The organism is Methanosarcina sp. Kolksee (assembly GCF_000969945.1).
In the GTDB taxonomy this organism is placed as follows: domain Archaea; phylum Halobacteriota; class Methanosarcinia; order Methanosarcinales; family Methanosarcinaceae; genus Methanosarcina; species Methanosarcina vacuolata.
The window spans coordinates 1,449,732-1,467,749 of the sequence record NZ_CP009524.1; the positions used below are offsets into that span (position 1 = coordinate 1,449,732).

General features: G+C 39.2%; 15 protein-coding genes. 6 read left to right on the plus strand and 9 right to left on the minus strand.

Features of this window, described 5'->3' with window-relative positions; genetic code table 11:
* Positions 1-73: 73 nt before the first annotated feature.
* The gene (locus MSKOL_RS06120; RefSeq protein WP_048119419.1) at positions 74-469 is read left to right on the plus strand and encodes a secondary thiamine-phosphate synthase enzyme YjbQ; all 396 of its coding nucleotides are present in this window, start codon (positions 74-76) and stop codon (positions 467-469) included.
* Positions 470-643: 174 nt separating this feature from the next.
* Here the strand turns inward: MSKOL_RS06120 and MSKOL_RS06125 are convergent, their stop codons facing one another.
* The 3 genes from MSKOL_RS06125 to MSKOL_RS06135 form a co-directional block, all read right to left on the minus strand.
* On the minus strand, positions 644-1,141 hold the full coding sequence (locus tag MSKOL_RS06125; RefSeq protein WP_048119422.1) for an inorganic diphosphatase: 498 nt from the start codon (positions 1,139-1,141) through the stop codon (positions 644-646).
* A 724-nt stretch (positions 1,142-1,865) separates the two neighbouring features.
* Entirely contained in the window at positions 1,866-2,495 is a 630-nt protein-coding gene (locus MSKOL_RS06130; RefSeq protein ID WP_048154382.1) for a hypothetical protein, read from the minus strand.
* 786 nt (positions 2,496-3,281) lie between these two features.
* Positions 3,282-5,093: a KUP/HAK/KT family potassium transporter gene (locus MSKOL_RS06135; RefSeq protein WP_048119428.1), complete on the minus strand. Its 1,812-nt coding sequence runs from the start codon at positions 5,091-5,093 to the stop codon at positions 3,282-3,284.
* A 534-nt stretch (positions 5,094-5,627) separates the two neighbouring features.
* Between MSKOL_RS06135 and MSKOL_RS06140 the strand changes: the two genes are divergently transcribed.
* On the plus strand, positions 5,628-7,085 hold the full coding sequence (locus tag MSKOL_RS06140) for an MATE family efflux transporter (RefSeq protein WP_048154385.1): 1,458 nt from the start codon (positions 5,628-5,630) through the stop codon (positions 7,083-7,085).
* A 466-nt stretch (positions 7,086-7,551) separates the two neighbouring features.
* Entirely contained in the window at positions 7,552-7,872 is a 321-nt protein-coding gene (locus MSKOL_RS06145; protein WP_048119434.1) for a hypothetical protein, read from the plus strand.
* A 400-nt stretch (positions 7,873-8,272) separates the two neighbouring features.
* On the opposite strand, the gene MSKOL_RS06150 is transcribed toward MSKOL_RS06145, so the two are convergent.
* Together MSKOL_RS06150 and MSKOL_RS06155 are read right to left on the minus strand one after the other, a co-directional pair.
* On the minus strand, positions 8,273-9,493 hold the full coding sequence (locus MSKOL_RS06150) for a hypothetical protein (RefSeq protein WP_156150979.1): 1,221 nt from the start codon (positions 9,491-9,493) through the stop codon (positions 8,273-8,275).
* A gap of 158 nt (positions 9,494-9,651) precedes the next feature.
* A complete protein-coding gene (locus MSKOL_RS06155) occupies positions 9,652-10,455 on the minus strand; it encodes a PGF-CTERM sorting domain-containing protein (RefSeq protein ID WP_048119440.1) in 804 nt (267 codons plus the stop codon).
* A 519-nt stretch (positions 10,456-10,974) separates the two neighbouring features.
* On the opposite strand from MSKOL_RS06155, the gene MSKOL_RS19855 reads away from it, so the two are divergent.
* Both MSKOL_RS19855 and MSKOL_RS06160 read left to right on the plus strand, forming a co-directional pair.
* Complete coding sequence (locus MSKOL_RS19855; RefSeq protein ID WP_156150980.1) at positions 10,975-11,163, plus strand: hypothetical protein; 189 nt, start codon at positions 10,975-10,977, stop codon at positions 11,161-11,163.
* 26 nt (positions 11,164-11,189) lie between these two features.
* Complete coding sequence (locus MSKOL_RS06160; RefSeq protein ID WP_048154391.1) at positions 11,190-12,452, plus strand: hypothetical protein; 1,263 nt, start codon at positions 11,190-11,192, stop codon at positions 12,450-12,452.
* 164 nt (positions 12,453-12,616) lie between these two features.
* Here the strand turns inward: MSKOL_RS06160 and MSKOL_RS21580 are convergent, their stop codons facing one another.
* From MSKOL_RS21580 to MSKOL_RS06175, 4 genes are all read right to left on the minus strand, one after another.
* Positions 12,617-12,811, minus strand: coding sequence for an ATP-binding protein (locus MSKOL_RS21580; RefSeq protein WP_369799540.1), 195 nt, complete (start codon positions 12,809-12,811; stop codon positions 12,617-12,619).
* 136 nt (positions 12,812-12,947) lie between these two features.
* On the minus strand, positions 12,948-13,697 hold the full coding sequence (locus MSKOL_RS06165) for an MIP/aquaporin family protein (protein WP_048154394.1): 750 nt from the start codon (positions 13,695-13,697) through the stop codon (positions 12,948-12,950).
* Positions 13,698-14,061: 364 nt separating this feature from the next.
* Positions 14,062-15,561: a DUF2193 domain-containing protein gene (locus MSKOL_RS06170; RefSeq protein ID WP_048154406.1), complete on the minus strand. Its 1,500-nt coding sequence runs from the start codon at positions 15,559-15,561 to the stop codon at positions 14,062-14,064.
* A gap of 461 nt (positions 15,562-16,022) precedes the next feature.
* The gene (locus MSKOL_RS06175; protein ID WP_048158191.1) at positions 16,023-16,673 is read right to left on the minus strand and encodes a hypothetical protein; all 651 of its coding nucleotides are present in this window, start codon (positions 16,671-16,673) and stop codon (positions 16,023-16,025) included.
* 436 nt (positions 16,674-17,109) lie between these two features.
* Between MSKOL_RS06175 and MSKOL_RS06180 the strand changes: the two genes are divergently transcribed.
* Positions 17,110-17,607, plus strand: a complete 498-nt coding sequence (locus MSKOL_RS06180; protein WP_048154409.1) for a pyruvoyl-dependent arginine decarboxylase — start codon at positions 17,110-17,112, stop codon at positions 17,605-17,607.
* The last annotated feature ends 411 nt before the right edge of the window (positions 17,608-18,018 follow it).

Genomic DNA, 18,018 nt, shown 5'->3' on the forward strand with positions numbered 1-18,018 from the left:
ATTGCGTTGAATCAATGCATTTTTAGTAAGAAAAGACTGAAATATAATCTGGAAAGCTTTAGAGGTAAAGACTTTGCAACTCAAAATTGAGACGTCCAAACGTATTGAACTGGTTGATATCACTTCGCAAGTTCAGGAAGAAGTAATGAAATGCGAAATAACTGAAGGCATATGCCTTATCAGTACACGACATACTACCGCAGGCATCATAATAAACGAGAACGAAAGCGGGCTGAAAGAGGATATTCTGGATCTTTTAAATAAGCTTGTTCCTGCCGGCGCAGGTTACAGGCATGACCGTATAGATAACAATGCAGATTCCCATCTCAAAGCAGTACTGCTTGGAGCAAGCGAAGCCCTGCCTGTTTCGGCAGGAAAGCTTGAGCTTGGGACGTGGCAGAGAATCTTTTTTGCCGAAATGGATGGGCCGAGAAGCAGGACAGTTAATGTTACGCTTTTAAAGGCTTAACACAATGACGAATAAACTTAGAATCGGTAAAAAACTGAAAACGGATCAAAAATAAAGTGAGGATTCAAAAATCAAGTAACTTCGTCAACTATTTTTCTTCACCTTTCTACAAGGAAGACCCCGAATCACATGAACTGCAATTAATAACAATGGTTTTCCTGCTTTTCGTCTGCTTTATATTTTCTGCTCAGCGTATCGATCTTTAGCTTCCTGAAGTACAGTAATTGCTGTTTCGAGGCTTTTCCAACCTATAACTTTCACTTGTTTTTTATCTAAATTCTTATAAGTTTGGAAAAAGTGAGTGATTTCTTTAAATAAATGAGGCGGAACCTGGTCAACCGACTCAATATAATTCCACATTGGATCATTTTTTGGAACGCATAGGATTTTCTGATCTCTTCCTTTATAATCTTCCATGTCAAATAATGCTACAAGATATACATCGATTACACAGCCCGGAAATGTGGGTTCCCAGGTTAAAACCATAGCATCTAAAGGGTCGCCATCAAGGGACAGAGTATCGGGGAAAAAACCATAATCCGAAGGATATACCATTGAAGAAGAAAGCATTCTGTCGAATTTAATCAGTCTCTTTTCTTTATCATATTCGAATTTGTTCCGGTTCCCTTTTGGAATTTCAACGATTACACTTTCGACCTGTCTTTCAGTCATATCAACACTTCCAACTATTTATTGCTTCCAGATACTCCCCTAAAAAAACTTCCAATTGTGTTTATGAATTAATGTACCTGCTGGAAAATTGACAAAGCTATTTTGAATCCATCCACCTAAAAACATATCTCAAGGTAGCACTTATGAAACCACCTCTACCTATAGTAACGTCTGTAATTGTTGCAACAAAAAACTTCATTATACCTCATTGGGTAGTTGCATTATTTAGCCTCGTGACTATACCAGAATAGTATACACATTAAAACCTCAATACTCGATGTAGAAGCCATCAACATAAATGGTTTAGACTATAAAGTACAGGCGGATCTCATCACCAATCGGTTACCTCTTTCCTTACATTAAATAAATAGTTTACTCAAGAGCCTCATCTAGCGAAGTATAATTATTATCATCTTTGATTTCTGTCTGTTTCATCCTTTGATTTCTGTCTGTTTCATCCCTTGCAATCAACCCATAAAATCCGGCATTTTACCGGCTGATAGAGAAAGGCGATTGCCGGAATTAGCTTCTGTTCTGAGGGTTTGAATGTGGTTGAGAGTAAGTGTACCCCATGAATAGATTGTTCTGAAACGCCATGCTTACAGGGTTAATTGCCTGTTTTAGCCGGGATTCTGCGCCCTTTTGGTGTAAATTTAAATAGATCTATTATGGAGAATTTCGATAAATCCTTCAAAGAATACCCATGAAAGGTTTATCGAAATTCTCAGAAACCAATTATTTTATAGATTGTAATCAGGCTCAGAGATAGAGATATAATAAAATTAATTGCTCCACTAAATGAAAATTTTCTAAAGCCCGTTCTGATACTCCTGAATAAAATGCCAGCAAACATGACTATAAGAGATATTATCAGTAAGGGCCGGTAGGAAGGTTGTTCGGATGGAGTTATCATTCCTGAGACTATTTTGACATCTGTTTGAAAATCAGCGTTACTTATTTTGATATGATATATCCCTGATGCTTTCGGCATAAATGAAAAGAAATCGATGGTTTGTTGTGTCGTAGCTTCTTTTTGTGTTCCAGTCTCATCAGATGGAGCAGGAGTAAAGCTTTTTTCCCAGAAAAGCTCTTTTTTTTGCGGATCAACTAAAGATATATTCAGCAATTCGGAATTTAAATCCCTTTCTTCTGTTTTGAATACAACAGTTACTTTTTCATTTTCAGTTAATAATATATTGGCTTCAAGGTCTTTTGATGGCCCTATTGACTCGTTTAAAATATTATCGCCCGAGATATATTCTGCCACAAAAGGAAGGGTAATTAACAAAAAAAAATTTATTAAGGCAACTAGCCAAATAATCCTGATAATGTAAGTAAATATGTTATCTGACATTTTACCCGCCTGTTTACCTTTAATAGAGCTTAAAGATTCATACAGAAATAATTCATTATGTCTGTTTCAGGTTGATTTTTTTGCAGACAATACAGCCATTACGAAAATCTATCCACACAATCCTATTACCATAAATAATAGAATAGTATTGGTGGTGATCTGAGTTTCAGCATTAAAATAGTGTAATAGTATAAGATACTTTGTAACATTATAATACGATTTTATAATTATTTTCAAAGGGTATTTTGGAGAGCCACAACTATTAGATCTTTACAGGCTGTCTGACAATTTAGGAACGATAATCAAAGTTGCGCTGGCGCACCCCGCTGCAAGCAATGGGGTATGTTCGCGCCACTGCTCGGAATTTCGTTAAAGGAAATAATAAGCCTAAACGGTTTAGTTTGAGCAGAAGTTAACAACTGAAAAATGGAATTGATATATAATATAATTATCAACGGTTGCCGGGGAAGTTTACATTCACGCAGCAAGCTAGTATCTAAGCAATTTAGTTATGGATCATTATAATTAAGAACGGGACTACAGATGAAGTATTGTCTATGTATTGAAGTATCATAACTAAGTTGCCATGATACTAGCGGGGTATTCGACTTAAATAAAACCTGTAGAAAAAACAAAGAGAATCATGAAACTAAGGTTTCTGGTTACTACCCCAGTCTCATGCGGACAAGACATATTCTCGTCTTAAATCCAGGTTGAAAGCCCGGAATGTACATGTCCATTTTTAATTCGTTTTTAATCCATTTTTAATCTGTTTTTAATCCGTTTTTACATTTCGAACCTTGTCATAACTCCATGTAGTTCATCAGTAGGGAGCTTGTAAAACTGGACAAATGATGGAGATATCTTTTTAATTATGGAAAAGACTCTCCAAATTATATTGTTAGTAAAGATATCTTCTACTCCGTAGAAAATAGTTTTTTCACCAACGCCCTGATCTTTAAGAATCTGTTCAACATCAACAATCTCCATATATCCCGCTCGTATTTCCAAAATTTTTAACCCTTTTGCCGGTTCTTTTGTGAACGAGCTTTCTATTCCGAAAGGACTGTCAGACTTAATAATGGAGATAAAAATGTTATTTTCGTAAATGATGTTGTTTCTAAACATTACATGGGAAATATACTGGGGAATTCTTTCGATGTCGCGTGTAAAGAAAAGGGCAGTACCCATGATTTTGTTTTGAGTAGCATATACCTGATTGTATTTTTCAAGAAAGTCCTTGGACTTCATGAGCTTCATCAACTTATACAGCTTCTTTTGTCCCGACGTATATATAAGTATGAGGGAGAGGATGAACATTGCTATGATGACTGACCAGTAGCCTCCGTGAGGGATTTTATAGCTATTTGAGAGAAGGAACACTATATCAATAAACGTTATAAATAGCGAAAGAAGAGCTTTGGTTCTGTTTTTTCTGTGATAAAATATCGAAGTCATCATTATGCCTGTAATAGACATAGTCCCTGTAACCGCCAGGCCGTATGCAGCTGCAAGTCTGCTCGATTCTCTGAATATAAGCATCATAAATAATACAGAAACGAGGAGTAACCAGTTTACGGTACTTATGTAAATTTGGGACTTCAACAAACCGGAGGTATAATCAATCTTTAACATTGGAATTATCCGGGTTGTTATTCCCTGATATACTATAGAGAACATTCCACTGATCATAGCCTGAGAAGCGATAATTGTAGCTACGACACTGAGGAGAAGGAATGGGATATAAAGTATGTTTGCCTGCTGATTTATCATCTCATACAAAAAATTTGTCGAACCCGGGTTTCGGATAAGAAATGCACCCTGCCCGAGATAATTCAAAACCAGTGCTACAAATACGAATCTCCAGGCTTTTAAGATTGGTTCTCTTCCCAGGTGTCCCATATCGGCATATAATGCTTCACCTCCTGTAGCACACAGGATGACTTCGGAGAGTACAAAAAATCCTATAATTCCATTGTCCATAAGGAACCTGATGGCATAATAAGGGTTGATGGCTTTAAGTACTTCCGGGGTGTAAAAAATAGAGGCAATACCTGAGAACCCAATGGCTGCAAACCATAAAATCATTACAGGCCCAAAAACCCATGTAATTTTTTCTATTCCTTTGCTCTGAACTGAAAAAAGTCCTATTGCAATTACAGCAGAAATAAGTATGATAGTGCCCTGACCTATATTTTCAAACTGAGGAATGATTCGCAAGCCTTCGACCGCGCTCAGAATACTTATTGCAGGGGTAATTACTCCATCTCCCATAAGGAAAGACGTTCCTATATAAGCTAACAATGTGACCAGAGCTACATTCCTACTTGACTTGAGCAGAGGGACGAGTATTTCTTTTAAGACTATTGTACCTCCTTCCCCTTTTTTACCCAAGCTCATTGCAAGCCAGGCATATTCCATAGTCACAAGTACTATAAGTGTCCAGATAATTAACGACAAAACTCCTATTATGTGAGTGTGCGTAGGTCTTGTTAGAAGGAAAATAACGGTTAAAGTATAAATTGGACTTGTCCCAATATCTCCAAAAACAAGCCCCATAGACTTTACTACTTCTTTGAACTCTGACTTGGAAAACATAATATTCACCTTTTTTGTTCCAGAAATTTGCACAAAGATACAATTTGAAATAAAAGTTCCATGCGTTAAGCCCTAAGACTATTAATCGTGATTTCTTCTATCCTGTAAGAAAAAGGAAACTGATTAATTTTAAAACTTTGACTTCCAAATATTACTGTTTTCATATTGTTTTCATCTCTATATGTAGTCAATAAGCCTAACAGTAAATAGAGGTTCAATAAAAGATGGTTCTGAGTATTACTTTTTTATATATAAAGCTCATGACCCTCTCCATATAAATGAAGATTTCACATCTCAGGCCTTGTTATAACTCAGGGAAGTTCTTCAGTATGGAGTCTATATAACTGAACAAAAGAAAGTGACAGTTTTTTTAATCCATCATGATCTAAGAAAAAATTTGTTCCATTATATCCCACCTGGATAATAAGTAAAAAGGGTCCGGCACGTAAGGAAGCATTAAAGGCAGAAGAGAGCAGAAAAGAACCAGCAAAGTACACTTGATTTTAAAGGCAAGGGGAAAAACGGCGGGAGAGAATGAGCAGTGGATCAGTAATCAGAAGCGAGGATGCCGACGAACAATCATGGGACAGGCGGGGAGAAAAAGAAGGAGTTCTTCAAAAAAGTACAGAAGGAGTGAATATTCTCCTCGGTGACCCCCGAAAAGCCGTTGTCAAGCTCTCAATTCCCATAATAGTTGCCATGTCTGTCCAGACCATATACAGCTTTACTGATACCTTCTGGGTTTCCGGGCTTGGAGCTGATGCCCTGGCTGCTGTTGGATTTGCTTTTCCGTTTTATGTAATCCAGATGGCGCTTACTGGCGGGTTAGGGGTTGGAGGAGGAGCTGCAATTTCTCGGCGCATAGGAGCCAGGGACAAAACAGGCGCAGATAATGTTGCAGTTCATGCTTTCGTGATAATGCTTATTCTCACAGTTGTTCTTACTGTTCTTGGACTTGCGCTTATAAAGGATCTTTTCATGTACAGCGGAGCCGGAAAAACAACCGAGCTCGGAGTTCAGTATGCCAGGGTGATTTTTGCAGGCAGTTTTGTTTTTTTCTTTACAAATATTGCGAATTCTATCCTGAGGAGTGAAGGAGATTCAAAAAGAGCTATGAGATCCATGGTTCTTGGTTCAGTCCTTAATGTAGTGCTTGACCCTATTTTTATATACACTCTGGGTCTTGGGGTTGCAGGGGCAGCCTTAGCTACAGTTATTTCTTTTGCCAGTTCGGGACTGCTGATGCTCTACTGGTTTTTTATTAAAAAAGATACCTATGTTTCTTTCAGATTTCGTTCTTTTAAATTCGACAAATCAATCATCATGGATATTTTCCGAGTAGGAATTCCCTCGTCTATAGAACAGTTTGCTCTGGCACTGACCGCCCTTATAATGAACTTTGTTATAGCAACCGTTGGCAGTACGGATGGAGTGGCAGTTTACTCCACAGCCTGGAGAGTGACAAGTATTGCAGTTGCTCCCCTCATAGGAATTTCAATTGCTTTAGTCTCGATCAGTGGGGCTGCCTTTGGGGAGAAAAACTTTAAAAAAGCACAGAATACCCTTATCTATGCAATTGAAGTTGGTTTTCTCGTAGAAACGATAATTGCCGTTGTAGTATATCTTTTTGCTTCAGATATTACTGCTGTCTTTACACATACCGAAAACGCAGCCCGTATAGCTCCTGAACTGACAAGTCTCCTTAAAATTATGACTTTTTTCTATCCAGTCGTCACCTTTGGAATGCTCTCAGGTTCTCTTTTCCAGGGTGCAGGAAAAGGCACAAGCGCCCTTGCTGCTACCCTTCTGCGGAGCCTTGTTATGACTCTTTTCTTTTCCTTACTTTTTGCTTTCGGATTTGGCTGGGGCCTGCCTGGGGTATGGTGGGGATTGGTTGTGGGTACAGTGATTGGGTCAATGATTGCTTTTGTTTGGGTGTGGATGTACTTGAAATGTATGATCAAAGAGGGGGCAATGGGAGGAAAGTGCTGAATGGAAAATTATGCATATTCCTGCGTGAAGTTATGCTCGTAAGCAAATATTCCCAAAATGCGACTTTTCTATGTAAAGTTTCATGATGATAAATGGGGAGTTAGCTCAATATATCTCGATATGTTGATCTATTAACGAGTTTTTCTTTTCCCATGAAAGGTATTTGTAGGGATCTATCTATATAAAGAATTTAACCCGTTTATGGTTCTTATAAATGGTCGTTTATGGGAACCTGCAGGAGATTTAACGCCGTGAAGTTTCTGAGGAAATACACAAATTTTGTTTGATCTTGTGTATTTTCAGGAGTTCTGCCGCAGATATTGTAAAAAACTTGACTAATTATTGAGAAATGAACAGGTTTTAGGCTAAAACTCGTGCATCTTTTGGATCGAAATCTTTTGGAATAAGACAACTTTACAAAATATAACAAATGATTTAAATAAAACCAGTTAATACTTAATTACATATGCCCTCTGTAAATAGTGATCTTTCAAAAAGAATTAATGAAAACGATTTTTTAGATTACAAATTACATGATGAATATGAAAAAAGAATATTTGAATTTGAACTTTTAAACTACAAACTTGACTTATTTCTATATACATTTGTTGTTGCTCTATCCATTGTTTTTGTTTTTTTAAGTATTTTCTCATTTTTTTGGTTAAAAGAGAATTTAATTCCAATAATCGCGACAACCATTATTTTCGGATATATTGCTGTTTATACAACTTTACTAATAAGAAAGAAAAAAAGAAAGTTCAAATTTTTCTTGGTGAAAGAGCAGTAATGGGTATTGCAACAGTTAATTCTTTTTGGCAAATACATAGGTTTTAATGTAAAACCTGTGTATGCAGGAAATTGAATAATAGAGATTTTTAATCTAGATTCCTGCAAAAAAAGGAAAATTTTTAAGCACCAACTTGATTGCAAAAGGTGGCAGTGTCTCAAATTTGCTGTAAATTTGAAGTCAAGTTTTTGCGTACTATGCCGATAATTGATCTGTCAACATAGAATTTTCTACTCAATAACTTCTTAAAATTCATGATTTTACCGAAAAATTGAGGCTCTTCGTTGTTTTGTGTGGATATCCTTGTAATGTCTTCATAAAAACCAATGCGATCTCGAATTGAAAATCGTCTTATCCACAGGGAATGACGAAGAGCCAAAATTGAAACACTGCCTTTTACTTAACGTCTTTTTAAGATAAATGCCACTAATAATGCAAGTACCAGGCTCGTCAGTCTAAATCCAGGTAGAGATTCTTCTTCTATAGGAGACGATTTTTTTTCGACCTTTATAGGTAGATTAAGCGTATAATCTTCGGCGTTTTCAGTATCTTCCCCGAAATAATAAACAACCCTTCCCTCAACATTAAAGTCTCCGGGCTGGTTGGTTTCAATCCTTACTTCAATGTCCCTTCCCTGTCCGGGTTCAAGCTCGTAGGTTGTCGTATACTGTCCTGCGCCAGATTGGACAAACTCCGAGGAAGAAACACTCATTCCTGAGGGTGGAATTATTATGACCTGGACGTGCATAACAGGTTTTGTGATAAGATTAACGGCTGAAAGCTTAAGCAGAATGTCTTCTCCAGAAACAACCCTGGTCTTTTCACCGTGAAGATTGACACTTGCAGAGGGCTGTGCAGCAGATTTTGAATTTTCAGTTGATTCTGAACTTTCCAAAGCCTCTTTTTTTACAGATTCAGATTGTACATATGTGTTATTCTCTATTATAGTGTACTCTGAATGTTCTATATGATACGAATTTCCTGTACGATGTGAAGAATCGTTCTCTGTATCCTCTGCGACTTCTATCTCTCCTGAAGTTTGGTTTTCCGTACCTTCGGTTCCTACTTCCTCATCACCTGAAGACTGATTTTCCTGGTTCTCGGAAGATATCGTTTCGTTATTTTCCGAAGAATTTGTTTCGGTTTCATTATCAGGTTCTATTATTGTATTTCCCGAGGAATTTGTTTCGGTTTCATTATCAGGTTCTATTTTTGTATTTTCCGAGGAATTTGCTTCGGTCTCATTTTCAGGTTCTATTTTTGTATTTTCCGATGAAGTTGCTTCGGTTTCATTATCAGATTCTATTTTTGTATTTTCCGATGAATTTGTTTCGGTTTCATTATCAGATTCTATTTTTGTATTTTCAGGGGGCTGAGTTCCTTCACTTTCAGTCTCATCATTTCCTGAACTTTGCATGTCTGCATATTCTGAGGACTGTGACTGCTCTTCGGAATTTTGTGCCTCCTCTGAAGGCTGTTCTTCTTCATAAACCTCTATTTTGTTCTCGTAAGAATCTGCCGAAGCCTCAGATGAAGCATATACACACGAAACGCTACTTACCAGGAAACAACCAATTAAAAGATAAACTATTAGAGTTTTTAAAATAGCCCTCTCAGACATTTTACCACCTTTTTTTGGGCTGCCATCTGTAGTAACCATGAGAAGCTTAAGTAAAAAGCTTCTCTTGGTTACGGATGCCTTTCTTAATTATAAAATTTAAAAAAGGAAAAATGTATATATTTTTCCCGCAATTGCATTTAAATGCTTTTTAACCTGATTTACTTCCTCTTAACAGCATAAACCCCTAACAGGCCTATAGCTGCAATTAATATTCCAAATCCTGGGGCGCTAATTGAGCCCTCTCCTTCAGCTTTTACTCCTTCGGTATTTCCAGCTTCGGATCCTTCACTCTCACTGGAGCTGGTAGCCTCTTCGGTATTTTCGGAAGCTTCCTTGACTTCAAAGGGATGGCTGAGCGAAAGCGGGTTGAAATTGTCCTTATTGTCTCCAGGCCAGTAGAGGCCGCTGAAATGTACCGTATAGGTGCCTACTTTGTCTCCCTTGAGATTTATAGAGATTGTCCGGGACTTTCCTGGGGGTACGGAAAATGTTCCATAAGCCGTACCTGCTGCACCACTCTGAGCAAACTCCTGTCCATATACATGGATTCCAGAAGGTACGCTAACCCTTGCATCTACATTAAGAGTTATATCATTGAGAGATGGGTTATCAATATAGAGTTCAACAAGGCCATCTTCGTCTTTGGTTATTACATCATTAACTGGCCTCAGTACAACAGTTGGGCCCACCCTGAACTTCTGTTCTGCCACAGGAGTTTTTGTTACAGGTTCGGTCTGGTTTGTGGACTCATTCTGGTTTGCAGACTCGTTCTGGTTTATGTTACATGTCTTATTCTGTGATGTGGATTGATTAGCAGATTTATTGACGGATTCGTTGGTCTGTATAATCTTTGATGTTGTTTCACTTACTACTGGGTTATCGGCTGCACCAGCAACAGCAATTGATAATACAGCCCCGGAAATAAAGATCAACATCAGTATCATAGGCAAATATTTTTTCAATTTTGATACCTCCTTCCAGAGGGTATTAAATTACCTGTACAATAGCTTTTTGAAATAATTTTTTCTAAAATTCTCAGTATTGATCTTCACAGAGCAAAGTTTACTTCAAATCAATATTTTCCGGCATGTAATGAGCACCTTTGTTTAATTTACTTTCGGCTTTTTTGATAATATCCTGAGTATTCTATTAAACTTTTAAAATAAGTTTAGATTATAAAATATGATTTAATATGGCAATATTACTTTTCGTGCCAATTAATGGGGTCATTGGTGTTTATTTATATTTTACTTGGGTATTTTAGTATGTGCCTTTTCCGGAGATACTTGTACATGTCTCTTTTTCTGCAGTATTTGTGCGCTTGTCTCTCCTGTGTTTCTGCAAATATTACTTACTTATGCACAAATGTAAACATTCAACTAAAATTTAGCTAAAATCTCAAACCACAAATCTTATCTGTGTAAAATTATATAACTAATTAAGTAATATTTTATAACTGATGTGTGTAATTTGAAAAAAGAATGGCTGTGTTCTGGCTTTATATGCCGTACCTGGCGATAAACGATCCCTACGTTATTGTATCTCCAGGTTTTGGTTTTAGCCTTATGGGCTTTCTTCTTGCTGTTTTACGCTACCGCAATTTGAAGTCAAAAATGAAAATTAGTCCGCTGCGTTTCACAAAAATATGGATTCTCGAGTCTAGAGCCTAACTCGAGAGTTTCACAAAGGTGAAAAGATGAAGACCCAAGTAGCATCATTAACTATCAACCCTGAGAATAAAACCGAGACCCTGTTTGCTCAATCTGATAAGCTGGGGATTTTTTTCCATAATCCTGTTTCGTTCCAAGTACCAGATATGTACTCTCCACTGGTGAAAAGCAATAGAGTTGGCCTTGTCCGCGGTGACGTGGCAGAGTATAAGCTTAAGATAAAGGTCGGATTTGGAAAGTATGATTACATTGTACTCACCAACTATGTAAAAGAAAAGATCGCCTGGAGCACAGTTCAAAATAAAAATTTAATAATCTTTCCAGGGCAGGCTTTGACTGAAAGTTTCTATTCCGATATGGCGATATACTATGCTCAGCAAGGATACAGTACATACATTCTGGATCGAAGAGAGACAAATGTTCCGATAAATGAGACCGATTTCAGTTACATGGAAAACTGGACCATTGACAGTTACTTGAATGATACATACAACGGCATCGCTGTGTCAAGAATTCATACAGCTTTCCTGAGTGATAAAGCAGTAGAGGACATCGAGGTTACGGCAATTGGCCACAGTCATGGGGCTTTGATCCTTACTGCTTACGGTGCTAGCAAATACAATGACCTTGTTTTAGGTTCGGTTAACAGAATGGTGCCTGTTGATATCGTTATTAAGTACGAGCCTAAACATTCTGAGTTAATAAGATCTCAGGTACAGGAATTTGACACAATCTCCAGATGTTTGGAAAAAAGGGCATATAACAGCAACAATATGGCTTTCATGATGCAGATAGCCAATCTGGCTTTAACCGATCCTGACCAAGAATCTGTTTTTCAACCTGACCTTACAAACAGACAATTTTTCCGGCTTATGGCTACCCAGACTCATGCATTCAATGCATATCCCTATACTCCGAATTATCACTACTGGAGCGGAGATCTGGACGGCCTTTATTACGTTGACGAAAACAGGCTACTTAACTTGACCTTAACCGGAGGGGCTGTTCCTTACGCACCTAAGCACCTGGATCTTTATATGGCCGGATTGATGGGGAATGTGGAAGGCTATGAAATTGACTTTTCAAGAATAAGCTCCCCTGTTCTTTATATTGGGCTTGGGGGAGGTTTCAGTGACTATGGTTCCTGGTGGTACAAAAACGAAGTCGGAAAAATTAATGATAAGGTTACTTCCATGAGCTGGAAGAACCAGGGCCACGGTAGCATAGCCCTTGATTATAACTCTCGCGAGTTATGGACACTTATACACGACTGGATAATGAGCAATTAGTTCTGGGAATTAGGGACACAATCTCATAATCCTGGTGCATCGGTTCTCAAATAAGTACATAATAAGAAAATAATTACGGCTTACGACTCAAATATTATTTTAGAGTCATATTCTAAAAATTCATTCTGACCTGGAAACTAATGTCCTCAGGCTGTTTTTTAGCATTACAGCAGTTGCAAAAATACCTCCAAATTTGGGAAAAATTCATAGACGTTCTCCCATTCTCCATAGGATTTATTCGATGTTAAGATCGTTGAACTCTTTTCATAACGTATTGAAATTAGCTGAAATAAACAGTGAGCTCCTACTTTGTCAAATGGGAGATATTTGAAAAACGTATGCTTTGAAATTAGTGACAGATATGGAACACCTTATAAGAAAACCGTTTGCAGGAAAGACAGAAAAAATTGTGCTGGAAGAAAAACAAGTCACTTTTGACTTAATCATTATTACAAGGTTTGCACCCAGTTCTAAATTTATACAACAATCTGTATCTTAATCTGCCTTTTTTGGTTCGGCTACAAAATCATAAAGAAACGCTGCGACCAGTGCTCCCGCTATGGGACCTATGATATAAATCGGGAACTGAGCCCATAGATTAGCTCCACCCAGCAAGGATTCAGCAAGATAAGGGCCGAAGGTGCGGGCTGGGTTCAGAGAAGAACCTGTAATGTTGCCTACAACAATCACATCCGCCGCTACCACAAGCCCTATTGCAAGCCCCGCAAATCCAGGGGTAGCCCTTCGGTCCACGGCTGTACCCATAATGGTAAGCATAAGGAAAAAGGTACACACAGCTTCGCAGAAGATTGCCTGCCCATAACCTACTCCGTAGAACATGGACGTGGCCCCTAGACCTGTATCAACAGCCCTCATCCCCAGGATCGCTACAAGAGAAAAGGACGCAAGGCTTGCACCTATAAGCTGAGCGATAATATACGCAGGGAGGTCTTTTGTGGGAAAGCGGCCTGTGGCCCAGAGAGCAAGACTTACCGCAGGGTTGATGTGGGTACCTGAAATGTGGCCGAAAGCATAGACCATGGAGGTGATTGCAATTGCAAAAGACATTCCTATGGCAAACCAGGCCGCAATGTCAATTCCTATGTTAAACTGGTTTCCGGGAAAAGCCTCCCAACCCTCCATAAGAAGCACGGTCGTTACCACCGAACCAGTACCCAGGAACACCAGGACATAAGTCCCTATTAATTCCGCAAGCGCACGTTTCATGAGGTTTGTTACTGCCATATCAAGCTCCTCAATAATAGGTTTGGGACAAAGGGAACTGTAAGGAGGGCTGTACTATATTCATTTACGTAAAAAATTACACTTGAAATTGAGATGAAATTGAGATTACTCATTTCCTGATCCGAAGCATTGTGTTTCCAGTTTTTTATGAGAACCCAGGTGTAAATAGTTGTGTTCAAGACTATAGAAAGGGTCTGCGTGGAAGACTTCTTCTCGGTTACCCTTTACCCCAGCCTTTACTCCACTTCCCTTTACTCCAGCTACCTTTTACTCCAGCTATCCTTTACCCCAGCTATCCTTTACATTCTCTTTGCTTTACCCCAGCTACCCTTTACATTCCCTTTGTCGTTATGGTCAAACTCCGTTAAACTGCCTCTGACCAGTTGCAGTAGTTGCACTTGTAGTCAAAATAGTTCGCCGAACAGAACTTGCAGACCCTTGCCGGAGAATGTGCCTTCTGCTTGTGCAGTGCGATGATATTTGTCATAAGCGTTGCAGTCACAGGCTCACTTGTCAGGAGGCAGGGGAAATCAGCCAGGCGCATGAGAGCCGAGAAACGGACAGTGATTGCACAGGCCGGATAGGTGTAACGCTGAGGGTTTTGCAGGACCTCGTTCCTTTCAATGGGACTCAGGTCGATAGGCACACCCTGTACAATGCACCCGGCCCCCCTTGGAATATGGTCAATGATTCGTTCACCCTTTTCAATCATGTCAATGAAATCCACGTTATGCAGCTCAGCTGCCGCCCCACGTCTCGGGTTGGTCAGCACAAGGTTGTGGAAGCGTTTGACCAGCAGGTCAAGCACCATCATGGTGGTAAACCCGTCCATCCAGAGGATTCTGGTGACTGCAGCGGCTGTTGCGTCCGTACCGATGGTCAAGGGTGAGTATTCGTCCCTGAACTTGCCTTTTGCCCTGTTCATGGTACTTTCAAGCACGTCTGTTACAGCATTGATAACTGCCAGCACGACGTCGTCTTTTGTCATATTGTACATAGACTGGGAAATGTGGTGGGCTACGTCACCTACGCCATAAGCAGGTACTGTCACAATATTCCCGTAGAAAACATCGGCATTCATGGCATCCTTTACGGTTTTTCGTATCCTCTGCTTATATGTCTCCATATATTTTCTGGTGTCAAAGGACGTATGCCCTGCTTCTTCCATGAGTTTTACCTGAGCATCCACCGGGGACTCGTAGACCATCTTGAGCATGTCAATTTCTTCTTTTATGGCTTCCGAAGGAGTTTTTCCGTCTTCAACCGCTGTCTGGAACTTCGCCCCAACACCATAGGACGTGTTCATACCCCAGGACTTTGAAGACAGGATCGTCCGCTTGTGCTCCACAGGGATGTCCATTTTCTGGAGGATCCTGTTTACGACATTACTCGTGCTTCCGGGCACAAAGGCAAAGTCTACTACACAGGTCGGACCGTAAAAGCCTCCGTACCGGCGAATTGATTCTTTTCCTATCAGGGCTTCGGATTTTCCGATTTCCTCAACGAACTTCATGACCGATTCATGGAAAGCCGGGTCTTCCTCATAGAGAATTTCGAGGATAGGAGGGGTCTGGTAATGCTCTACAAAAGGATCATCTTCAGGCCTGACCGTGTCCGTAAGGCTCGTAAGAGTTTCATAGTGGGTGTTTACAGAATTGATGTGCAGGTCGAAGACCTCCTTACACTGCTCTCCAACCGGCTTCATTTTGTTTACTGCGTCTACGTAGGGTTTTGCATCTTTTATCTTGAACTCAGTGCCCCGCTTTTTATTAATCACTCCCACTACGGCTTTCTGGGCACTTACAGCCTCGTCTGCCATCTTATTATACATTTCCTGAACGTCAACTCTAACTTCCGTTATCATATTCACTCCCCAAAATCACTTTAAAGCTGCCAGGAAATCCGCGAGGGATTCTTAAAACCCTTAAATCCAGGAATTCAGACCTTAAAAACCTGATAACTTAAATCCAATATCGAGATTCAATAGAAATAAGTCCCCCATAATCGAGATTCAATAGAAATAAGTCCCCCATAATAAAAACCAGAGATACCCAATCCAGATAATTTCTGTTATTAATCTTCTGGATTCTGCAGCTACTTATATATTCTCATTTTTATACTATGATTCTTTTTTATTCTATAAATAGTTTGATTTAAAGAGTAAAGCCTGGTTTAAAGATTCAGAAACTGATTCAAAAGTCTAAATTTGAGAACTATTGTTAAAGGGTTAGAGTTGAAATACTCAGATATTGGCTTTTAATGCTCAGGGATTGGCTTTTAATGCTCAGGGATTGGCTTTTGGAGAAAAAAGAAACAGAAAAACCATCAGGGGAGCAGAGTAGTTTGTTTACTCTTTGCTACCAGGCCGTCAAGGTCAAGCCTCTGTTTTATCAGCCCTGCAAGGACTTCATTAGCAAGCCTGATTACTTCGTCCTTGTTTTCCCGCATTTCGTATGCAGGGTCATCGGAAGGGATCTCAATTTTCGTTATATCGGCTCTGGCTTTTTTCAAATGTGCTTCCTGAGCTTCACAGACTATGCTGGGTTTTTCCAGGTACTGCTCAAGATGTTTTTGAGTAATTCCTATAAGCTTCAATTCCCTGCGGAAACAGGGCCTTTCAAACAGTCTGGAGACCACATATACTCCCACAGGAATTCTGAAATCCAGGTTGATTTTAAGAAGCTGGGACCTGAGAATAGAATAAATTTCTTCCGGATCTGAAAGTTCAGGAGATCTGGGTTCTTTTCTTTTTTCGGATAAAGGCTCTGTGGCTTTTTCAGGCAGGGCATAAATCTTCGAAGGGGGAACTTCAGTTTCTTCCAGAATATCAAGGTCTCTGAGCGCCCTGAGATAGCCTGTAAGGACCAGGCGGTGCTCATCCATACCTATGGTTTTCAGTTCTCTGGAAAGCCCGCTGATTGAGAGCTTCTTGCCTTCAAGTAGTTCCAGGAGTTTGGGGTGAAGTTTTTCATCCATCTGTACCGACATCATGTTTTATTGTTGTTAATTGATTCTTCAGGACTCCAGCCGGAAAAACATTGTTTTTCAGATCCGCCGGGCAAAAGAGCCCGTATTTTCCCGAATATTTGAAAAGACCTGACCTTTTTCTATCTATGAGAGGAGTAAGCAAGAAAATTGCAGGGAGTAATACACGATGTAACTATCCTGCATAATATAAAGCTTATGAGAGAGCCTGTAGGGAAGAAGTATAGAAAATATAGGGAAGAAATTGGCAAATTTATGTAAAAAGATCTGTTAAACTCTCAAACGAATATTTAAGAAAATTTAATTTGAGAAAAATATTGAGAAAATAAGAATTGAGCTTTTCCCGGCAGAATTGAAGGGCAACGCTTAAAAATAATAATTGCCATCTGGATTAGGCTTAAATTGATTATTTCACAAGGCTGCAAAGATGATTACGAAATTAATTCCCAAAAAAGTATTTTTTACAAGTGGAGTTGGTACACACCCCGAAAATCTTGAATCATTTGAAGTTGCACTCAGGGATGCAGGTATTGAGAAATTTAATCTTGTAACTGTAAGTTCTATCCTGCCCCCTAACTGTGAGATCGTATCCAGAGAGGAGGGACTCAAAGAGTTAAGTCCCGGAGAGATCGTATTTTGCGTAATGTCCAGGATTTCTTCCAATGAGCCAAGAAGGACACTCAGTACATCGGTTGGTTGTGCACTCCCACAAAGCATAAACAAGCACGGTTACATCTCAGAATATCACGCCTATGGAGAAACCGCTCAGGACGTTGGGGAACGTTCCGAGAAACTTGCAAGAAGCATGTACAGCACCTGGACAAACGAATATCCTCTCAAAACTCTCAGTTTTCCCAGGTCATCTTCTGTAGATGAACATGGAGACTGGATGACCGTGATATCCGCAGCAGTCTTTACTATCTGAACATTTGACAGTATGCCTGTAATAATTTCTTAGATTGTTTACGAACTCCGCTCTGAAAATTAAAATATACTCCCCACGATGTCAATTTCACATTCTTTGATCCTGATTCAAACCCTGCAAATTAGTTTTCCTGAAAAAGATTCATCTCTCATGATATCGTCATGGGAAGAAGCCGCATATATTGATATTTAATAAAATAATATAATTATATAGCGTTATTTGTATATCTTGCCGCCTGTCGCCAAATGTCTTCAGGTATTATAGTCACGCCTGTAATTGTTGCAACAAAAAATTTCATTGTACCTCATTGGACAGTTGCATTATTTAGGTATGATAAAAATATAACTTCAAATTTGCAGTTCAGAAATTTATCCGTAATTTCAGTATCTCAATAATGATTCTTGGCAATAA